The sequence below is a fragment of the Streptomyces sp. NPDC056144 genome (assembly GCF_042264145.1).
In the GTDB taxonomy this organism is placed as follows: Bacteria; Actinomycetota; Actinomycetes; order Streptomycetales; family Streptomycetaceae; genus Streptomyces.
The window spans coordinates 184,938-200,251 of record NZ_JBHJVF010000003.1 but is presented as its reverse complement, the minus strand read 5'-3'; the positions used below and the strand labels follow the sequence as shown (position 1 = coordinate 200,251).

General features: G+C 71.0%; 12 protein-coding genes and 2 tRNA genes. 4 read left to right on the top strand and 10 right to left on the bottom strand.

Annotated features, from left to right (window positions below; all coding sequences use genetic code 11):
* Positions 1-52 precede the first annotated feature (52 nt).
* On the bottom strand, positions 53-1,522 hold the full coding sequence (locus ACFC0Z_RS11745) for a catalase (RefSeq protein WP_376435532.1): 1,470 nt from the start codon (positions 1,520-1,522) through the stop codon (positions 53-55).
* Positions 1,523-1,676: 154 nt separating this feature from the next.
* On the opposite strand from ACFC0Z_RS11745, the gene ACFC0Z_RS11740 reads away from it, so the two are divergent.
* Complete coding sequence (locus ACFC0Z_RS11740) at positions 1,677-2,096, top strand: Fur family transcriptional regulator (RefSeq protein WP_376435529.1); 420 nt, start codon at positions 1,677-1,679, stop codon at positions 2,094-2,096.
* A gap of 111 nt (positions 2,097-2,207) precedes the next feature.
* On the opposite strand, the gene ACFC0Z_RS11735 is transcribed toward ACFC0Z_RS11740, so the two are convergent.
* The 4 genes from ACFC0Z_RS11735 to ACFC0Z_RS11720 form a co-directional block, all read right to left on the bottom strand.
* Positions 2,208-2,281, bottom strand: a tRNA-Met gene (locus tag ACFC0Z_RS11735).
* A 46-nt stretch (positions 2,282-2,327) separates the two neighbouring features.
* Complete coding sequence (locus ACFC0Z_RS11730; RefSeq protein ID WP_376435526.1) at positions 2,328-4,364, bottom strand: sel1 repeat family protein; 2,037 nt, start codon at positions 4,362-4,364, stop codon at positions 2,328-2,330.
* A 201-nt stretch (positions 4,365-4,565) separates the two neighbouring features.
* Positions 4,566-4,639, bottom strand: a tRNA-Met gene (locus tag ACFC0Z_RS11725).
* Between the two features lie 45 nt (positions 4,640-4,684).
* Positions 4,685-7,579 carry a UPF0182 family protein gene (locus tag ACFC0Z_RS11720; protein WP_376436647.1) on the bottom strand — a complete coding sequence of 965 codons (2,895 nt, stop codon included), beginning with the start codon at positions 7,577-7,579 and terminating at the stop codon, positions 4,685-4,687.
* 155 nt (positions 7,580-7,734) lie between these two features.
* Here ACFC0Z_RS11720 and ACFC0Z_RS11715 point away from each other — a divergent pair, with 155 nt between their 5' ends.
* Positions 7,735-8,289 carry a PPA1309 family protein gene (locus ACFC0Z_RS11715; RefSeq protein WP_376435523.1) on the top strand — a complete coding sequence of 185 codons (555 nt, stop codon included), beginning with the start codon at positions 7,735-7,737 and terminating at the stop codon, positions 8,287-8,289.
* 90 nt (positions 8,290-8,379) lie between these two features.
* Here the strand turns inward: ACFC0Z_RS11715 and ACFC0Z_RS11710 are convergent, their stop codons facing one another.
* The 3 genes from ACFC0Z_RS11710 to ACFC0Z_RS11700 all read right to left on the bottom strand — a co-directional run bounded on the left by ACFC0Z_RS11710 (position 8,380) and on the right by ACFC0Z_RS11700 (position 11,627).
* Positions 8,380-9,468 carry a PDZ domain-containing protein gene (locus ACFC0Z_RS11710; protein WP_376435521.1) on the bottom strand — a complete coding sequence of 363 codons (1,089 nt, stop codon included), beginning with the start codon at positions 9,466-9,468 and terminating at the stop codon, positions 8,380-8,382.
* Between the two features lie 491 nt (positions 9,469-9,959).
* Positions 9,960-10,421, bottom strand: a complete 462-nt coding sequence (locus ACFC0Z_RS11705) for a molybdenum cofactor biosynthesis protein MoaE (RefSeq protein ID WP_376435519.1) — start codon at positions 10,419-10,421, stop codon at positions 9,960-9,962.
* Positions 10,422-10,517: 96 nt separating this feature from the next.
* A complete protein-coding gene (locus tag ACFC0Z_RS11700) occupies positions 10,518-11,627 on the bottom strand; it encodes an SDR family oxidoreductase (protein ID WP_376435516.1) in 1,110 nt (369 codons plus the stop codon).
* Between the two features lie 212 nt (positions 11,628-11,839).
* Here ACFC0Z_RS11700 and ACFC0Z_RS11695 point away from each other — a divergent pair, with 212 nt between their 5' ends.
* Together ACFC0Z_RS11695 and ACFC0Z_RS11690 are read left to right on the top strand one after the other, a co-directional pair.
* On the top strand, positions 11,840-13,273 hold the full coding sequence (locus ACFC0Z_RS11695; RefSeq protein WP_376435514.1) for a zinc-dependent metalloprotease: 1,434 nt from the start codon (positions 11,840-11,842) through the stop codon (positions 13,271-13,273).
* Positions 13,270-13,794, top strand: a complete 525-nt coding sequence (locus ACFC0Z_RS11690; protein WP_376435511.1) for an NUDIX hydrolase — start codon at positions 13,270-13,272, stop codon at positions 13,792-13,794. The genes ACFC0Z_RS11695 and ACFC0Z_RS11690 overlap by 4 nt, the downstream gene beginning before the upstream one ends.
* A gap of 54 nt (positions 13,795-13,848) precedes the next feature.
* On the opposite strand, the gene ACFC0Z_RS11685 is transcribed toward ACFC0Z_RS11690, so the two are convergent.
* The gene (locus tag ACFC0Z_RS11685; RefSeq protein ID WP_376435508.1) at positions 13,849-14,604 is read right to left on the bottom strand and encodes an AIM24 family protein; all 756 of its coding nucleotides are present in this window, start codon (positions 14,602-14,604) and stop codon (positions 13,849-13,851) included.
* 19 nt (positions 14,605-14,623) lie between these two features.
* Positions 14,624-15,304: an AIM24 family protein gene (locus tag ACFC0Z_RS11680; protein ID WP_376435506.1), complete on the bottom strand. Its 681-nt coding sequence runs from the start codon at positions 15,302-15,304 to the stop codon at positions 14,624-14,626.
* Between the last annotated feature and the right edge of the window lie 10 nt (positions 15,305-15,314).

Sequence of the window (15,314 nt, the reverse complement as noted above, 5' to 3'; positions counted from 1 at the left end):
GGCCGGACCCCCTCACGGAGTCCGGCCCGGTCCCTACCTACGGCAAGCGCCCTCAGCCACGCAGGGCCTGGACCGCGGCGTCGAGCCGCTTGCCGAAGTCTCCGTCCGCCTTGCGGAAGTTCTCGATCGCGCGCTCGGCGATGTCCTCGCGCGAGACCTTGGCGATGAAGCCCGACAGGTTCGCGACCAGACGGCCCTTCTCGTCCTCCGACATCAGGCGGTAGAGGTTGCCCGCCTGCACGAAGTCGTCGTCCTCGGCGTGCGAGGGGGCGGCGTGGTCACCGGTGACGCCGGTGACGGCCGAGCCGACCCAGAGCGGCCGGTCGGTCTGGTGCGGGCCGCCGAAGCTGTTCGGCTCGTAGTTCTTCGCGCCCTTGTGGCGGCCGTCATAGAGGAAGCCGTCGCGGGAGTGGGTGCGCGCCTCGGTGGCGTGCGGGCGGTTCACCGGCAGGTGGTCGGCGTTGATGCCGACGCGGTAGCGGTGGGCGTCGCCGTACGCGAACAGGCGGCCCTGGAGCATCTTGTCCGGGGACGGGCCGATGCCGGGCACGAAGTGCGCCGGGGAGAAGATCGACTGCTCGACCTCGGCGAAGATGTTCTCCGGGTTGCGGTTGAGCTCCAGCTTGCCGATCTCGATCGGCGGGTAGTCCTCGTGCGGCCACACCTTGGTGAGGTCGAACGGGTTGAAGCGGTAGGTCGCCGCGTCGGCCGCGGGCATGATCTGGACCTGCACGGTCCAGGTCGGGAAGTCGCCGCGCTCGATGGCCTCGCGCAGGTCGCGCTGGTGCGAGTCCGGGTCCTCGCCGGCCAGGCGGTTGGCATCGTCCTGGGTGAGGTTCTTGATGCCCTGGTCGGTCTTGAAGTGGTACTTGACCCAGAAGACCTCGCCGGCCTCGTTGTTCCACTGGAACGTGTGCGAGCCGTAGCCGTTCATGTGGCGGTACGAGGCGGGGATGCCGCGGTCGCCGAAGAGCCAGGTGACCTGGTGGGTCGACTCCGGCGAGAGGCCCCAGAAGTCCCAGACGTTGTCCGCCTCCTGCGAGCCCGTGTACGGGTCGCGCTTCTGGGTGTGGATGAAGTCGGGGAACTTGATGGCGTCCTTGATGAAGAACACCGGGGTGTTGTTGCCGACGAGGTCGTAGTTGCCCTCCTCGGTGTAGAACTTCAGCGCCCAGCCGCGGGGGTCGCGGACCGCGTCGGCCGCGCCGAGGTTGCCGGCGACGGTGGAGAACCGCAGGAAGGTCTCGGTCTCCTTGCCGACCTCGGACAGGAACTTCGCGCGCGTCCACTGCGAGACGTCACGAGTGAGCGTGAAGGTGCCGTAGGCGCCCGCGCCGCGCGCGTGGACCACGCGCTCCGGGATGCGCTCGCGGTTGAAGTGGGCGAGCTTCTCCAGGAGGAGCTGGTCCTGGACCAGAACGGGGCCGCCGAGGCCGGCGGTCTCGCTGTTCTGGTTGTCGGCCACCGGCGCGCCGGCCTCCGTGGTGAGCGGTCCCTGCGTCACGTGCGCCTCCTGCGTCATGTCCTGCCCGTCCTGTCCCTCAGCCCGGGAACCCTTCCTCGGGTCCTTGGCCAGTGCCGGGTTCGATCCTACAATGGACAATGTCTAAGTCAAGTGAACTTCCAAAGTCACACCCGTTCGGGACAGGTGTCCCCCGACTGTTAGGCTGGCCCCCATGAGTGACCTGTTGGAACGACTGCGCGGACGCGGCTGGCGGATGACCGCGCAGCGGCGTGTCGTGGCCGAAGTCCTCGACGGGGACCATGTGCACCTGACCGCCGACGAGGTCCACGCGCGCGCCGTGACGAGGCTGCCCGAGATCTCGCGCGCGACCGTGTACAACACGCTGGGTGAGATGGTGACGCTCGGCGAGGTCATCGAGGTCGCGACGGACGGCCGCGCCAAGCGGTACGACCCCAACGCCCACCGCCCGCACCAGCACCTGGTCTGCGGCAACTGCGGCGCGATCCGCGACGTGCACCCGTCGGGCGACCCGCTGGCGGACTTGCCCGACACCGAGCGCTTCGGCTTCACGATCTCCAACGTCGAGGTCACGTACCGGGGCCTCTGCCCGAACTGCGCGACGACGGCCTGAGATTCCACGAAGACGAGCCCCTTCAGGGGGCTCGTTTTTCGTGCTTCGCCCTATGCGCATACGACGAAGGCCCGGATCGTCTTCACGATCCGGGCCTTCGTTGCTACTGAGTAGCGGGGACAGGATTTGAACCTGCGACCTCTGGGTTATGAGCCCAGCGAGCTACCGAGCTGCTCCACCCCGCGTCGGTAAACACAACCTTACGGGACTGGTCAGGACAGAGCAAATCGCTTAAGCGGTGAGCTCCTCGCGCAGCGCCTCGCTCAGCCGGGCCGCGCGTTCGGCCACCTCCGCCGGGCCCAGCTCCACCGCGCGGGCGCACCAGTGGCGCCCCTCGGTGAGCTCGCCCCGGCGCGCCGCGAGCAGCGCGAGCCGGAGCGCGGCGCGCCCGTGCCCGGCCCGGGCGGCGCGGGTCCACCAGAGGGCGGCCTCGCGCTCGCTGCCCTCGCGGGCGAGGAGCAGACCGAGGTTGAAGGCGCCGTTACGGCTGCCGGCCTCGGCCGCCTCCCGGTACCAGCGGTCGGCCTCGACCAGGTCGCCGCGTCCGGCGGCGAGCATGCCGACCCGGACCTGGGCACGGCGGTGGCCCTGCTGGGCGGCCCGCTCGTACCACTCCTCGCACTCCGTCTTCTCCTCCCGGGGCGCGCCGAGCACGGCGGGGCCGGGCTCGGGGCGGCGGGCGTCGAGGACGGTGGCGAGCCGGAAGGCCGCCTCGGCGCTGCCGCCGCCGGCCGCGCAGCGCAGGTGGCGCTCGGCGGTCCGCTCGTCGCCGTCGCGGAGGGCGGCGATGCCGACCTGGAGGGCGGCCTCGGTGTGGCCCGCGGCGGCGGCCCGCTCGTACCAGTCGAGGGCCTTGCGGTCGTCGTCGCGGCCCGCGTGGAGGATGCCCAGGTTGAAGGCGGCGTCGACGCTGCCGGCCTCGGCGGCCTTGGAGAACCACGGCTCGGCGCCGCCCGCGTCCCCGGCCTGGAGGAGCAGGACGGCGAGCGCGTTGGCGGCCTCGCGGTGGCCCGCGTACGCGGCGCGGCGGTACCACTGCTCGGCCTGCGGGATGCGGTCCTGGGCGGCGCAGAGCAGCCCGAGGTTGTACGCCCCGTTCACGTCGCCCGCGTCCATGGCGGCGCGGTACCAGCGCTCGGCGGTCTGCTGCTCGCCGCGGGCGGCGTGGAGCGCGCCGAGGGCGTTGGCGGCGTTGCCGTCGCCGTCCTGGGCGGCGCGCAGCCACCACACGGCGGCGCTCTCCTGGTCACCGGCGTCGCGCAGCAGGAAGCCGAGGGCGCAGGCGGCCTTGGACTCGCCCTCCTTGGCGGAGCTCAGGTACCAGCGGCCGGCCTCCTTGAGCTCACCGCGCTTCTCCAGGATGGCGCCGAGGTGCAGCGCGGCGCGCTGGTGCCCCCGGGCGGCGGCCTGGCGGAACCACTGCTCGGCCTCGGTGAGTTCGCCCTTGGGCGGCTGGGTGTCCGTCACTCCCCCGGGCGCTGCGCCGGCGGGCGGAACCGCGCCGAGTACGCCCGCGGGCGTGCCGACGACGCCCGCGCCGGGGCGGCCGCCGTCGGGGCGGCCCGTGTCGTGCGGCCCGCGGCCCGGTTCGGTCGCGCGGCGCTCCAGGGCGAGGGCGAGCCGGTACGCGGCCTCGCGGTGGCCCTGCTCGGCGGCGGCCCGCAGCCAGCGCTCGGCGCCGACGTCGCTGCGGTGCTCCAGGAGGTCGGCGAGGGCGTACGCGCCGAGGGCGTGGCCCTGCTCGGCGGCCTGGCGCAGCCAGTACTCGGCGGCCGGCTCGTCGCCGCGCTCGCGGTGGTGGCGGCCCAGCGCGTGGGCGGCGGGCGCGGAGCCCGCGACGGCGGCGACCCGCCACCAGCCGGCGGCCTCGTCGGCGTATCCGCGCTGGTGCAGCAGGACGCCCAGGTTGTTGGCGGCGGCCCGGTCCCCCTCGGCCGTGGCACCGCGCAGGTAGGGCTCGGCGCCGTCGAGGTCGCCGCGGCGCAGCAGCAGTGCGCCGAGCGCGCTCATCGCGGCGACGTCACCGCGCTCGGCGGCACGCCGGTGCCGCGCCTCGCTCTCGGTTTCCGTCTCGGTGTCGGTGTCGGTGTCGGTGTCGGTATCGGTGACGTCGTCGGCAGCGGCCTTGCTCGCGGCCTGGGTGGCGGTGTGGACGGCAGCGTCGACGGCCGCCACCGTCTCGATGATCTCGTCCGCGGCGTTTCTGGCATGCCGCTGCACAAACCGCCCTGTCTCCAACAGAGTTGCCCTGTCCCCCATAAATACCATCGTCGCACCACCCGCAACCCGAGCACACCTGGTATACCGCAGCCAGTGAGGTCCCTCAGCGTTTTGTCGACATGCCCACAGAGAGACAAGTCAAACACGGCTCACGCCAACCCGCCCCCTCCGCACCGCCCTTCGCGCCCTCCGTCACGTCGACACACGACGAGGGCCCGGATCCTTAAGGATCCGGGCCCTCGTTCTGAGTAGCGGGGACAGGATTTGAACCTGCGACCTCTGGGTTATGAGCCCAGCGAGCTACCGAGCTGCTCCACCCCGCGTCGGTGAAACCACAGTATCACGACGCGAGGGGGCAAAACCTCAGGTCAGCCGCTTGCCCCCGTCGTCTTGAGCTTCGCTCCGGCCTCCGCCGCGCGCTGGAGGGCGTCCTGCAGGTCCTCCTGCGCCTTGCCGTAGGCCGTCCAGTCGCCCTTCTGGAGCGCCGCCTCGCCCGCGTCGTACGCCTTCTGCGCGTCGGCGATCGCCGACTTCAGGGCGGCGTCGTTCGACGTGGCCGGCGGAGGCGTGGTGCCGTCCTTCGGCGGGGTCGTGGGCTTCGTCGGCCCCTCCACCCCGAAGACCGCGTTCAGCGCCGCGGTGAGGTTGTCCTCGAACACGGTCGTGTCCTTGGTCGTGTCACCGTCCGGCTGGTCCGCGTCCACATAGGACACGGCGACCTTCTTCAGGAGCGGGTAGAGCGCGTTGCGGCCCTGGGCGTACACCGGCTCCACGTACAGGAAGCCGCCGTCGAGGGGCACGGTGAGCAGGTTGCCGTACTGGATGTCAGAGTCGGCGCCCTTCATGTCCCGGACGAACTGGGCGACGTCCGGGAGGCCGTTGAGCTTGCTCTGCACCTGGGCGGGGCCCGGCACGTCCTCGGTGACCCGCAGCAGTCTCAGCCGCCCGTACTCCTTGCTGGTGGCGTCGGCGTCGACCGCCATGAAGCCGCCCAGGTTGGGCCGCCCGTTCGGCGTGAACGTCGTCGTCAGCGAGAAGCGCTGCGCCGTGTCCCCGGGCATCTTCATGCTCAGGTAGTACGGCGGGACCGCGTTGCCGTCCTTGTTGGTCGGGTCGTCCGGCACCTGCCAGGCGTCCGAACCGCTGTAGAACTGCGCGGGGTCGGTGACGTGGTAGCGGGTCAGCAGCTCGCGCTGGACCTTGAACATGTCCTGCGGGTACCGCAGGTGCGCCATCAGGTCGCCCTTGATCTCGGACTTGGCCTTGACCGTGTCCGGGAACGCCTTCATCCAGGTCTTCAGGACCGGGTCCTGGGTGTCCCACTGGTAGAGGGTCACCGTGCCGTCGTAGGCGTCGACGGTGGCCTTCACCGAGTTGCGGATGTAGTTGACCTGGTTCTGCTGGGCGACGACCGCGCGCTGCTGGTTGCCGACCGTCAGGGAGTCGGCCGTCGTGTCGCCGAGCGTGGTGCGCGAGGCGTACGGGTAGCCGTTCGTCGTCGTGTAGGCGTCGACGATCCACTGGATCTTGCCGTCGACGACCGCCGGGTAGGCGTCGCCGTCGATGGTCAGCCAGGGGGCGACGGCCTCGACGCGCTCCTTGGGGGTGCGGTTGTAGAGGATCCGGGAACCCTCGCCGATGGCCCCCGAGTAGAGGATCTGCGGCTCGCTGAAGGCCACCGCGTAGGCGGCGCGGTTGAACGCGCCGGAGAGGCTGACGCCGCTCTTCTCCTTGTAGCTGGTGGTCTTCTCGCCGTTGTCCTCGTAGTCCAGCTCCTTCTGCGGGCCGCCGACGATCGAGTACTGGTCGGTCTTCTCGCCGTAGTAGATCCGCTGCTGGTACGTACCGAGGTCACCGGTGGTCGGCAGGCCGGACTCGGTGAAGACCGGGGAGCCGTTGGCGTCGGTCTGCGTGCCCTTGGCCATGATCGCGCCGTAGCCGTGGGTGTAGGTGAAGTGGTCGTTGATCCAGTTCCGCTTCGGGATGCCCTTGATGTTGAGCTCGCGGAGGCCGACGACGGTGTCCTGGCCCTGGTAGCGGTCCACGTCCAGGGTCGTCGGGAACTGGTAGTACTTCCGCTTCTGCTCCAGCTGCTGGAACGTCGGCGAGACGATGTTCGGGTCGAGGACGCGGTAGCTGGCCGCCGTGTCGGCGTCCGTGCGGAGCTGGTCCTTGTTCTTCACCGTCGACTTGCCCGAATAGTTCTCGGGCTTGGTCCCGTCGATCGCGTACGCCTTGCGGGTCGCGTCGATGTTCTTCTGGATGTACGGCGCTTCCTTGGCCTGCTCGTTCGGCTGGACCTGGAACTTCTGCACGATCGCCGGGTACAGGCCGCCGATCAGGATCGCGGACAGGACCATCAGGCCGAAGCCGATCACCGGCAGCTGCCAGGTGCGGCGCCAGAGCGTCGCGAAGAACAGCACGGCGCAGATCACCGCGATGCAGAACAGGATGGTCTTCGCCGGCAGGTACGCGTTGGCGTCGACGTACCGCAGGCCCGTCCAGTTGCCGGTGGCCTTGAAGTCGCTGGACTTCACCGCGAGGCCGTACCGGTCGAGCCAGTACGCCACGGCCTTGAGCGACACGAAGACGCCGAGGAGCACCGAGAGGTGACCGGTGGCGGCGGCGGTCGCGCGGGCGCCGGGGCTGGAGATCCGCAGTCCGCCGTACAGGTAGTGCGTGAGCGCGGCGGCGATCAGCGACAGGACGGCGGCGGCGAAGCCGAAGGCGAGAAGGAAGCGGTACCAGGGCAGGTCGAAGGCGTAGAACGCCACGTCGAGGTCGAACTGCGGGTCCTTCTGGCCGAACTTCACCCCGTTGACCCACATGAGCCAGGTGCGCCACTGGCCCGAGGCGGAGGCGCCGGCGATGAGCGCCACCAGGACCGTGACCGCGAGGAGCACCCACTTCTTGAAGGGGGCGACGCCCATGCGGTAGCGGTCGAGGCTCTGCTGCTCGGCCGACATCGCGCTGAGCGGCGGCCGCAGCCGGTACGCCAGCCAGATGTTGAAACCGACCGCGAGCCCCATGAGGAGACCGAAGACGGCGAAGAGTCCGATCTTGGTCCACAGGGTGGTCGTGAACACGGACGAGTACTTGACGGAGCGGTACCAGAGCCAGTCCGTCCAGAACCCGGCGAACATCACGAACGCCATGGCCAGGACGGCCAGCACCCCGAGTGTCATGAGCAGGGTGCGGGCCCGCCGGGACGGCCGGCCGACTCTCACCCTCGGCCCGGACGGGCTCCCGCCGCGGTCCGGCATCTGGAAAGCCAACGTGCGCCCCTCGATGTTGATGCGTCTTGATGGGTCTTGATGGGTCTGAATGCAGGCCCCGCGATCGTAGAGCCCACTGGTGCAACTTACTGAGGCTTTACCTAGTTCCCGTGTTCCGTGGAAGACGAGGCAGGATATTGGTCATGTCCAACGTTTCCCCCTCCGGCCCGGCGATGGCCGCGAGCCCCCTCACCCGCGCGGTGCTCGAGATCGACGAGTACGCCTCGGGTCTCGGCTGGGACCAGCCCGCCCGCCTCTTCGCCCTGGTCGACACCGCGAGGCTGCGCGCGCAGGAGCCCCGGCTCGCCTCCCAGCTCGGCCTGTCCGCCGACGCCACCACCACCGCCTACACCCCGATCGAGCAGGACAAGCTGCCGCGCGGCAAGCCCCTCGACGACTTCCTCGGCACGATCGCCTGGCCGGACGGCGTGGCCGGCTGCGCCCTCACGGTGGAGCGGCTGATGCTGCCTCCGTCGGCCGAGGCCCAGGTCCCGCAGGGGCTGAACGAGAAGCAGCTCGCCAAGTGGGTGGCCTCCCACCCGGACCGCCAGGAGGTCCGGATGACCGTGGCGGTGCTGCGGAGCGGCGCGCGCGAGGCGGCGATCCGGCTGCGCGAGAAGGACACGGCGACCGAGGTCCTCACCGGCCCCGACCTGGTGCCGGGGCTCGCGGAGGCGCTGGCGGCGACCTTCTCCTGAGTCGTCCCGCACCACGCGCGCGAGGGGCGCCCGGTCGGCCGAACGGGCGCCCCTCGCGCGTGTCGCGTCTTTTCGTCTCCCGGCCTTCCCTCAGCCCTTCGCGCAGTGCGGCAGGCCCGCCGTGTCGCCCTTGCGGAGCTTCTCCAGCGACTTCGTGGCGTCGTCGATGGTGTCGACCTTGATCAGGGTCAGTCCGTCGGGCGTGTCGGAGGCGGCGGCCGCGCAGTTGTCGGCCGGGGTGAGGAAGTACTCCGCGCCCGCGTCGCGCGCGCCGACGAGCTTCATCTCGATGCCGCCGATCGGGCCGACCCGGCCCTTGTCGTCGATGGTGCCCGTGCCGGCGATGAACTTGCCGCCGGTGAGACTCTCCGGCGTGAGCTTGTCGACGATGCCGAGGGCGAACATCAGACCGGCGCTGGGGCCACCGACGTCGGCCAGGTTGATGTCGATGGTGAACGGGAAGACGTGGTCGGTCCCGGCCTGGATGCCGACGATCGCCCGGTCGCCCTCCTCCGAGGTGGCGGTCTTGATGACCACCTTCCGGGTGACGGTCGGCTCCTTGCCGGCCTTCTCGGCCTCGGCGGCCTCCTTGGCGGGGACGATCGTGAAGACCACGTCCTGGCCGGGCTTGCGCTTGGTGACCTGCTTGGCGACGTCGCCCGGCTCGGTGACGGCGACGCCGTCGACGGCCTTGATGACGTCACCGGCGTGCAGCTTGCCCTCGGCCGGGGAGCCCTTGACCACGGTCGCGACGACGACGCGGCTGGTGACCGGGATGCCCAGCTCCCCGAGGGCCGCCACCTTGGCGCTCTCCTGGGATTGGCTGAACTCCTCGGCGTTCTCCTGGCTCGACTCCTCCTCGGTCTTCCCGTCCGGGTAGAGGGTGTCGTGCGGCACCACGACGTTGTCGTGGGCGAGCCAGCCGTAGACGGCCTCGACGGCGTTCATCTTGTAGTCCGCGCTGGTGACGCGGACCGTCGTCATGTTGAGGTGACCGTCGGTCGGGTAGGTCTTGTGACCGGAGATCTTGAGGACGGGCTCTCCCCTGGCCTCTCCGAGCGTGTTGACCGTCGGTCCGGGGCTCATCTCCGCGTACGGCACCGGGATCAGGACACCCGCGATGAGCAGGCAGATCAACACCAGGGTGGAGGCGAGCATCGTCGCGGTGCGGCGTGGCATGGAACGACAGTACGGGACTCGTCTGTGGGTGCACCCCTGGGGCGGTCCGTACGGGGCGGCCGGGCGCCGGATCGACCGGAATCGGCCGGAGTGTCAGCCGGAGGGGACCGTCGGGACGGGGGTCGCGGCCGCGGCCGTCTCACGCTCCACAGGGGCGGATCCGGTGGCCGTGGGGGTGTGGGACCGCTCCATGGCGTCCCTGAACCTGGCGTATCCGGCGAGCTCGGCGCCGTCGCCTATCGTCCTGTTCCTCGATGCCCAGCTTCCCCATATCGCCGCGCCGACGACTGCGAAAAGCGGAATCAGCAACCAGGCCAGCGCTGCCATCCCGACCTCCCATCCCCAGAGAGTTGATCAGCAGATTATTCATCTGTGGCATCAACGCTCGCGCCTGGGGGCCGGTTACGCAAATCGGGCGTTCGGCTACACGCTGTCGGCGCGTCGCCTTGCCCTCCGAGGAAGCTCTCCGCGGAAGCTCTCCGCGGAACCCCTCAGCAGGCGCCCACCCACTCCTCGGTGCCGTCCGAGAAGGTCTGGTGCTTCCAGATCGGGACCTCGTGCTTCAGGTCGTCGATCAGCTGCCGGCAGGCCTCGAACGCCTCGCCGCGGTGGGGGCAGGAGACGGCGACGACGACCGCGATGTCGCCGACCCGCAGGTCACCGACGCGGTGGACGGCGGCCAGGGCCCGGACCGGGTAGTTCGCGACGACCTTCTCGGCGACGCGCCGCATCTCCTCCTCGGCCGTGGGGTGGCAGGAGTACCCGAGCGCGTCGACGTCCGCGCCCCCGTCGTGGTTCCGCACGGTGCCGACGAACAGGGTCGTACCGCCGGAGGCGTCGTCGCCGACGGCCCGGAAGACCTCGTCGACCGAGAGCGGGGTGTCACGGATCGCGAGCAGCTTGATCGGGTCGTCCGCCGCCTGCTCACCGGGGTGGTCGTGCTTGTGCGCCATGTGCCCATGGTGCCGTACGGCACCGACGATCCGGTAGAAGAGCTTTCGACCTGTGGACGGGACCCTCCGTAGGAGGGTCCTACAAGAAGCGCGCGCTCACAGCCCGCGCCGCTTCCGCATCTGCCGGACCAGCGCCGCCGTGCCGAGCAGGGCCACCGTCGCGCCGGCCGCGCCCGCCGCCGTCGCGTCCTTGCGGCCCAGGCGGCGGCCCGCGACCGTGTGACGGCCCGCGGCCTCCTCCAGGAGCGCGGTGAGGACCTCCTCGTTCGTCCACTTCGGCCGCCAGCCGGCGTCGTGCAGCCGCCCGACGCTGACCACCCAGGGGTGCATCGTGTACGCGAGGTCGCCCGCCGGGGAGGGCGTGAGCCCGATCCGGTGCAGCCGGGCCGCCGCGCCGAGGGCGACGGCGGAGGGCAGCTCCATGCGCCGGATCCCCGAGAGCTCCTCGACCTCCTCCTGCTCCAGCCAGCCCTCGCAGCCGACCGCGAACTCGCCGTCGACCTTCTCCAGGGCCGCGTACTCCAGGGCGCTCACCAGGTCGTCGACGTGGCAGAACTGCCAGGTCGGACGGGATCCGGCGACGACGAGCAGGCGCGGCGACTCGAAGTAGCGGGTCAGCGCCGTGTCCGTACCGCCGACGAGGACGGCGGGCCGGACGACGGTCACGTTCAGGCCGGGGTGCGCGCGGGGGGCGCGGCGGCCGAGCCGCTCGATCTCCAGCATGTCGCCGACGCCGGTGGCCTCCGCCGTCGCCCGGAGCTCGGCGTCCTCGGAGAGCGGGATGTCGTTGTCGGGCAGGGCGCCGTAGACCATCGCCGAGGTGCAGAGCACCACGCGGTGGACGCCGGCGGCCGCGGCGGCGGTCAGGACCGTCTGCGTGCCGCGCACGTTGTAGGCGGTGCGGGCGGCGGGGTCGGTCTCCAGGTCGAGGTCGACGGCGAGGTGGACGACGACGTCCGCGCCGCGCAGCTTCTCGGCGATGGCCGGATCGCGCACGTCGAGGATGTGCCAGGTCGCCTCGGTGACCTCGCCCCGGCGCTCGTCGATGGCGACGACCTGTTTGATCTCGTCGGAGGCGGCCAGGCGCCTGGTCAGCAGGTCACCGACGCCGGACGCGGCGCCGGTGACCGCGACGACGGGTCCGCGCGCGGCGGACCGGGTTGAGGGGTTTCGCGCTCCGCGAACCTGAGGATCTGGGGAACTCACCGGGCGTCTCCAGCGGTTGTCTTCAGTACGTACGCCGCATGACGCGTACGGACCAGGTGGCGTCCATCCTGCCGCAGGGCACGCCCCGGCGGAGCACCGAGCCTATTTCCGGCCCGGATGTCTACGCTGGTGGTGTGCGGGTCTGTCTGACAGGCCTGGTCGGGCAGTCGCCGTCGGCAGAAGGCCGGCGGCCCTACGAGCCGAGGAAACCTGTGAGTGACACCCCATTCGGATTCGGCCTTCCGCCGGAGGAGCCGGAGAACGGCGACGAGGGCAAGAAGAAGGACCCCGCAGGCGGTGGCCAGGGCTCCTCTGGCCAGGGCGGCAACCCCTTCGGGGCGAACCCCTTCGGCTTCGGCGGGCTGCCGGGCATGGGCGGTGCGGGCGGCGGCGCGGACAATCCGTTCGCGGCGATGTTCGGCTCGCTGAACCCCAACGACCTGGGCGCGGCCTTCCAGCAGCTCGGCCAGATGCTGAGCTACGAGGGCGGTCCCGTGAACTGGGACATGGCCAAGCAGATCGCCCGCCAGGTGGTGGCCCAGGGCACCCCCGACGGCACCAAGGACGCCAGCGTCGGCCCGGCGGAGAAGTCCGCCGTAGAGGAGGCCGTGCGCCTCGCCGACCTCTGGCTCGACCAGGTCACCTCGCTGCCCTCCGGGGCGAACACGGCGGTGGCGTGGAGCCGCGCGGAGTGGGTCGAGGCGACCCTGCCGGCGTGGCAGCAGCTCGTGGACCCGGTCGCGGAGCGGGTCGGCGCGGCGATGGGCGACGTCCTGCCGGAGGAGATGCAGGCCATGGCCGGCCCGCTGATCGGCATGATGCGCTCCATGGGCGGCGCCATGTTCGGCCAGCAGATCGGGCAGGCCGTCGGCGCGCTCGCGGGCGAGGTCGTCGGCTCGACCGACGTGGGTCTGCCGCTCGGCCCGGCCGGGCGCGCGGCGCTGCTCCCGCTGAACATCGAGGCCTTCGGCAAGGACCTGGGCGTTCCCTCGGACGAGGTGCGGCTCTACCTGGCCCTGCGCGAGGCCGCCCACCAGCGGCTCTTCGCGCACGTGCCGTGGCTGCGGGCCCATCTCTTCGGCGCGGTCGAGGGGTACGCGCGCGGGATCAAGGTCGACACCTCGAAGCTGGAGGAGGCCGTCGGTCAGCTCGACCCGACGCACCCGGAGCAGCTGCAGGAGGCGCTCCAGCAGGGCATGTTCCAGCCGGAGGACACCCCGGAGCAGAAGGCGGCCCTGGCCCGTCTGGAGACGGCGCTCGCGCTGGTCGAGGGCTGGGTGGACGCGGTGGTCCACGAGGCCGCGAAGTCGCGTCTGACCTCGGCGGACGCGCTCCGCGAGACACTGCGCCGGCGCCGGGCCTCGGGCGGTCCCGCCGAGCAGACCTTCGCGACCCTGATCGGTCTCGAGCTGCGTCCGCGGCGCCTGCGGGACGCGGCGCGCCTGTGGGCCTCGCTGACGGACGCGCGCGGGGCCGACGGCCGGGACGCGCTGTGGGAGCACCCCGACATGCTGCCGACGGCGACGGACCTGGACGACCCGGACGGTTTCGTGCACCGCGAGACCCTCGACTTCTCCGAGCTGGACAAGCTGCTCGGCGAGGCCGCCAAGGGTGACGGCGAGGAAGACGGGGACGCCGAGAAGTGAGCCTGTACGACGACGCGGTCCTCGTCCTGAAGGGGTACGAGGGCCAGCCGGAGCTGCGCGATGTCTATCTGGCGCATCTCGCCGAGCACCCCGACGGCATGTACAAGCCGTGCGAGGCGGGGCACCTGACCTCCAGCGCGCTGGTCATCGACCCCTCGCGGGGCCGGGTGCTGCTCACGCTGCACAAGAAGCTGAACATGTGGCTGCAGATGGGCGGCCACTGCGAGGCGGACGACACGACGGTGGAGTCGGCGGCGCTGCGGGAGGCGACGGAGGAGTCCGGGATTCCGGGGCTCACCCTGCTGCCCGGCGGCCCCGTGCGGCTCGACCGGCACCCGATCCCGGCGCCCTGCAACTGGCACCTGGACGTGCAGTACGCGGCGCTGGCGCCGGCCGGCGCCGAGGCGGCGATCAGTGACGAGTCGCTGGACCTGCGCTGGTTCGCTTACGACGAGGTGGCGGGGGTCGCGGACGAGTCCGTGGTGGAGCTGCTGAAGGGCACGCTCGCGCGTCTCTCCTGAGTACGGGAAAGGGGCGGCCTCCCGCGTGGGAGGCCGCCCCTTTTCCGTACCCGCTCAGTTCCAGGCGTTGTTCTGGTTCTGGGCGTGGGAGCCGTGCTGGCCGGCGCCGAACTGGGCGGCGATGCCCTGTCCGATGCCCGCGTTCTGCGGGGGCATGACCTCGCTGGGCTGGACCAGGGCGAAGCCCTGGCCGAGGAAGCTGAGCTCCCAGCCCTCGCCGGTGTTGCCGCGGCGGCGCATGACGCTGGAGTTCGTCGTCTGCGCCTGCATCTGGACGCGCAGCCCGGTGGACCAGGCGACGATCGCGTCCGCGTCGACGTTCACGTACTTGTCGGGCGTGACGTGCATCATCAGCGGCTGCCCGGAGGTCATCAGCGCGACCTTGCCCCGGCCGGAGATGTTGAGCTGGTACTTGCCGGACCCGGAGATGCCGTACTGGCTGTCCACGGCGATGACCTCGGTGTGGAGGGTCGAGTCGAGCGCGAGGACGTACGCGCTGTCGACGGTGAGGCCCTCCTGCTCGACCTCCACGACGTGGATGTGCTGGGCGAGGTTGGCGAAGTAGACCGTGCCCTGGCCGGAGCAGCGCATCAGGTCGAGACCCTCGCCGGTGCGGGCGCGGGCCCGGCGCTGGCTGGGGGTCTGGTACTCGCCGTCGAAGTCGACGAGTCCCTGGTACGCGACCATGGCGCCCTTGCGGGCGAGGATGTCCTCCTGCCCGTTCAGGGCGACCCGCAGGAGCTGCGGGTTCTGGATGACGTACCGCTCCTGGCTCTGCTGTTCGGCGTGGTTGAAAAGCGGGCTCTGCATGGTGTGTTCTCGCTCCCCCTCAGCCCCGGACCCGGAGGCGGTCGGTGCTGTCCTCGCTCGGCTGTACGACGACGATGCCCTGGCCCGAGAAGGCCATCTGCATGGCCTCGCCGCTGCCCCGCCCGATGAGGGAGGAGGCCTTGAAGCTGCGCTTGGCCTTGACCTTGAGCGCCGGGGACCAGGCGACGAGCGCGTCGGGGTCGACGTACGTCTCGTCGTCGCCGCGGCCGCAGTCGACGACGATCGGCGTGCCGCGCGAGGTGAGCGCGACCCAGCCGGTGCCGGCGATCTCCACGTTGAACAGGCCCTGGCCGGCGAACTTGGCGAGTCCCTTGACCCGCTCGACGCCCCACTGGAGGTGGGCGTCGAAGGCGAGCAGGTTGGTGCCGTTGACGGACAGGGAGTCGTTCTGGAGGTTGATCACGACGACGTCGGCGCCGTAGTCGGCGAGGTAGAGCAGGCCGTCGCCGGAGCACTTCATGATCGGCGCGCCCTCGCCCGTGGCCCACTCCTTCGCGACCTGGCGGGCGGCGGGCGGGTTGGGCTCGTACGTGATGTAGCCCTCGTAGGCGACCATCGAGCCGGCTCGGGCGTACAGGTCCTGGCCGGAGGCCATGGCGACCTTCAGCATGGTGCGGCCGTGGTTCTCCATCCGGGCCGCGACGGGGGTCGGGGCGTAGCCCGCGAGTTGCTGGTTCATGACTTCGGGC

What these genes read in the sequence shown, in the direction of transcription:
- ACFC0Z_RS11745 (WP_376435532.1), bottom strand. Translation starts at nt 1,522, where the DNA reads ATGACGCAGGAGGCGCACGTGACGCAGGGACCGCTCACCACGGAGGCC.
- ACFC0Z_RS11740 (WP_376435529.1), top strand. Translation starts at nt 1,677, where the DNA reads ATGAGTGACCTGTTGGAACGACTGCGCGGACGCGGCTGGCGGATGACC.
- ACFC0Z_RS11730 (WP_376435526.1), bottom strand. Translation starts at nt 4,364, where the DNA reads ATGGTATTTATGGGGGACAGGGCAACTCTGTTGGAGACAGGGCGGTTT.
- ACFC0Z_RS11720 (WP_376436647.1), bottom strand. Translation starts at nt 7,579, where the DNA reads ATGCCGGACCGCGGCGGGAGCCCGTCCGGGCCGAGGGTGAGAGTCGGC.
- ACFC0Z_RS11715 (WP_376435523.1), top strand. Translation starts at nt 7,735, where the DNA reads ATGTCCAACGTTTCCCCCTCCGGCCCGGCGATGGCCGCGAGCCCCCTC.
- ACFC0Z_RS11710 (WP_376435521.1), bottom strand. Translation starts at nt 9,468, where the DNA reads ATGCCACGCCGCACCGCGACGATGCTCGCCTCCACCCTGGTGTTGATC.
- ACFC0Z_RS11705 (WP_376435519.1), bottom strand. Translation starts at nt 10,421, where the DNA reads ATGGCGCACAAGCACGACCACCCCGGTGAGCAGGCGGCGGACGACCCG.
- ACFC0Z_RS11685 (WP_376435508.1), bottom strand. Translation starts at nt 14,604, where the DNA reads ATGCAGAGCCCGCTTTTCAACCACGCCGAACAGCAGAGCCAGGAGCGG.
- ACFC0Z_RS11680 (WP_376435506.1), bottom strand. Translation starts at nt 15,304, where the DNA reads ATGAACCAGCAACTCGCGGGCTACGCCCCGACCCCCGTCGCGGCCCGG.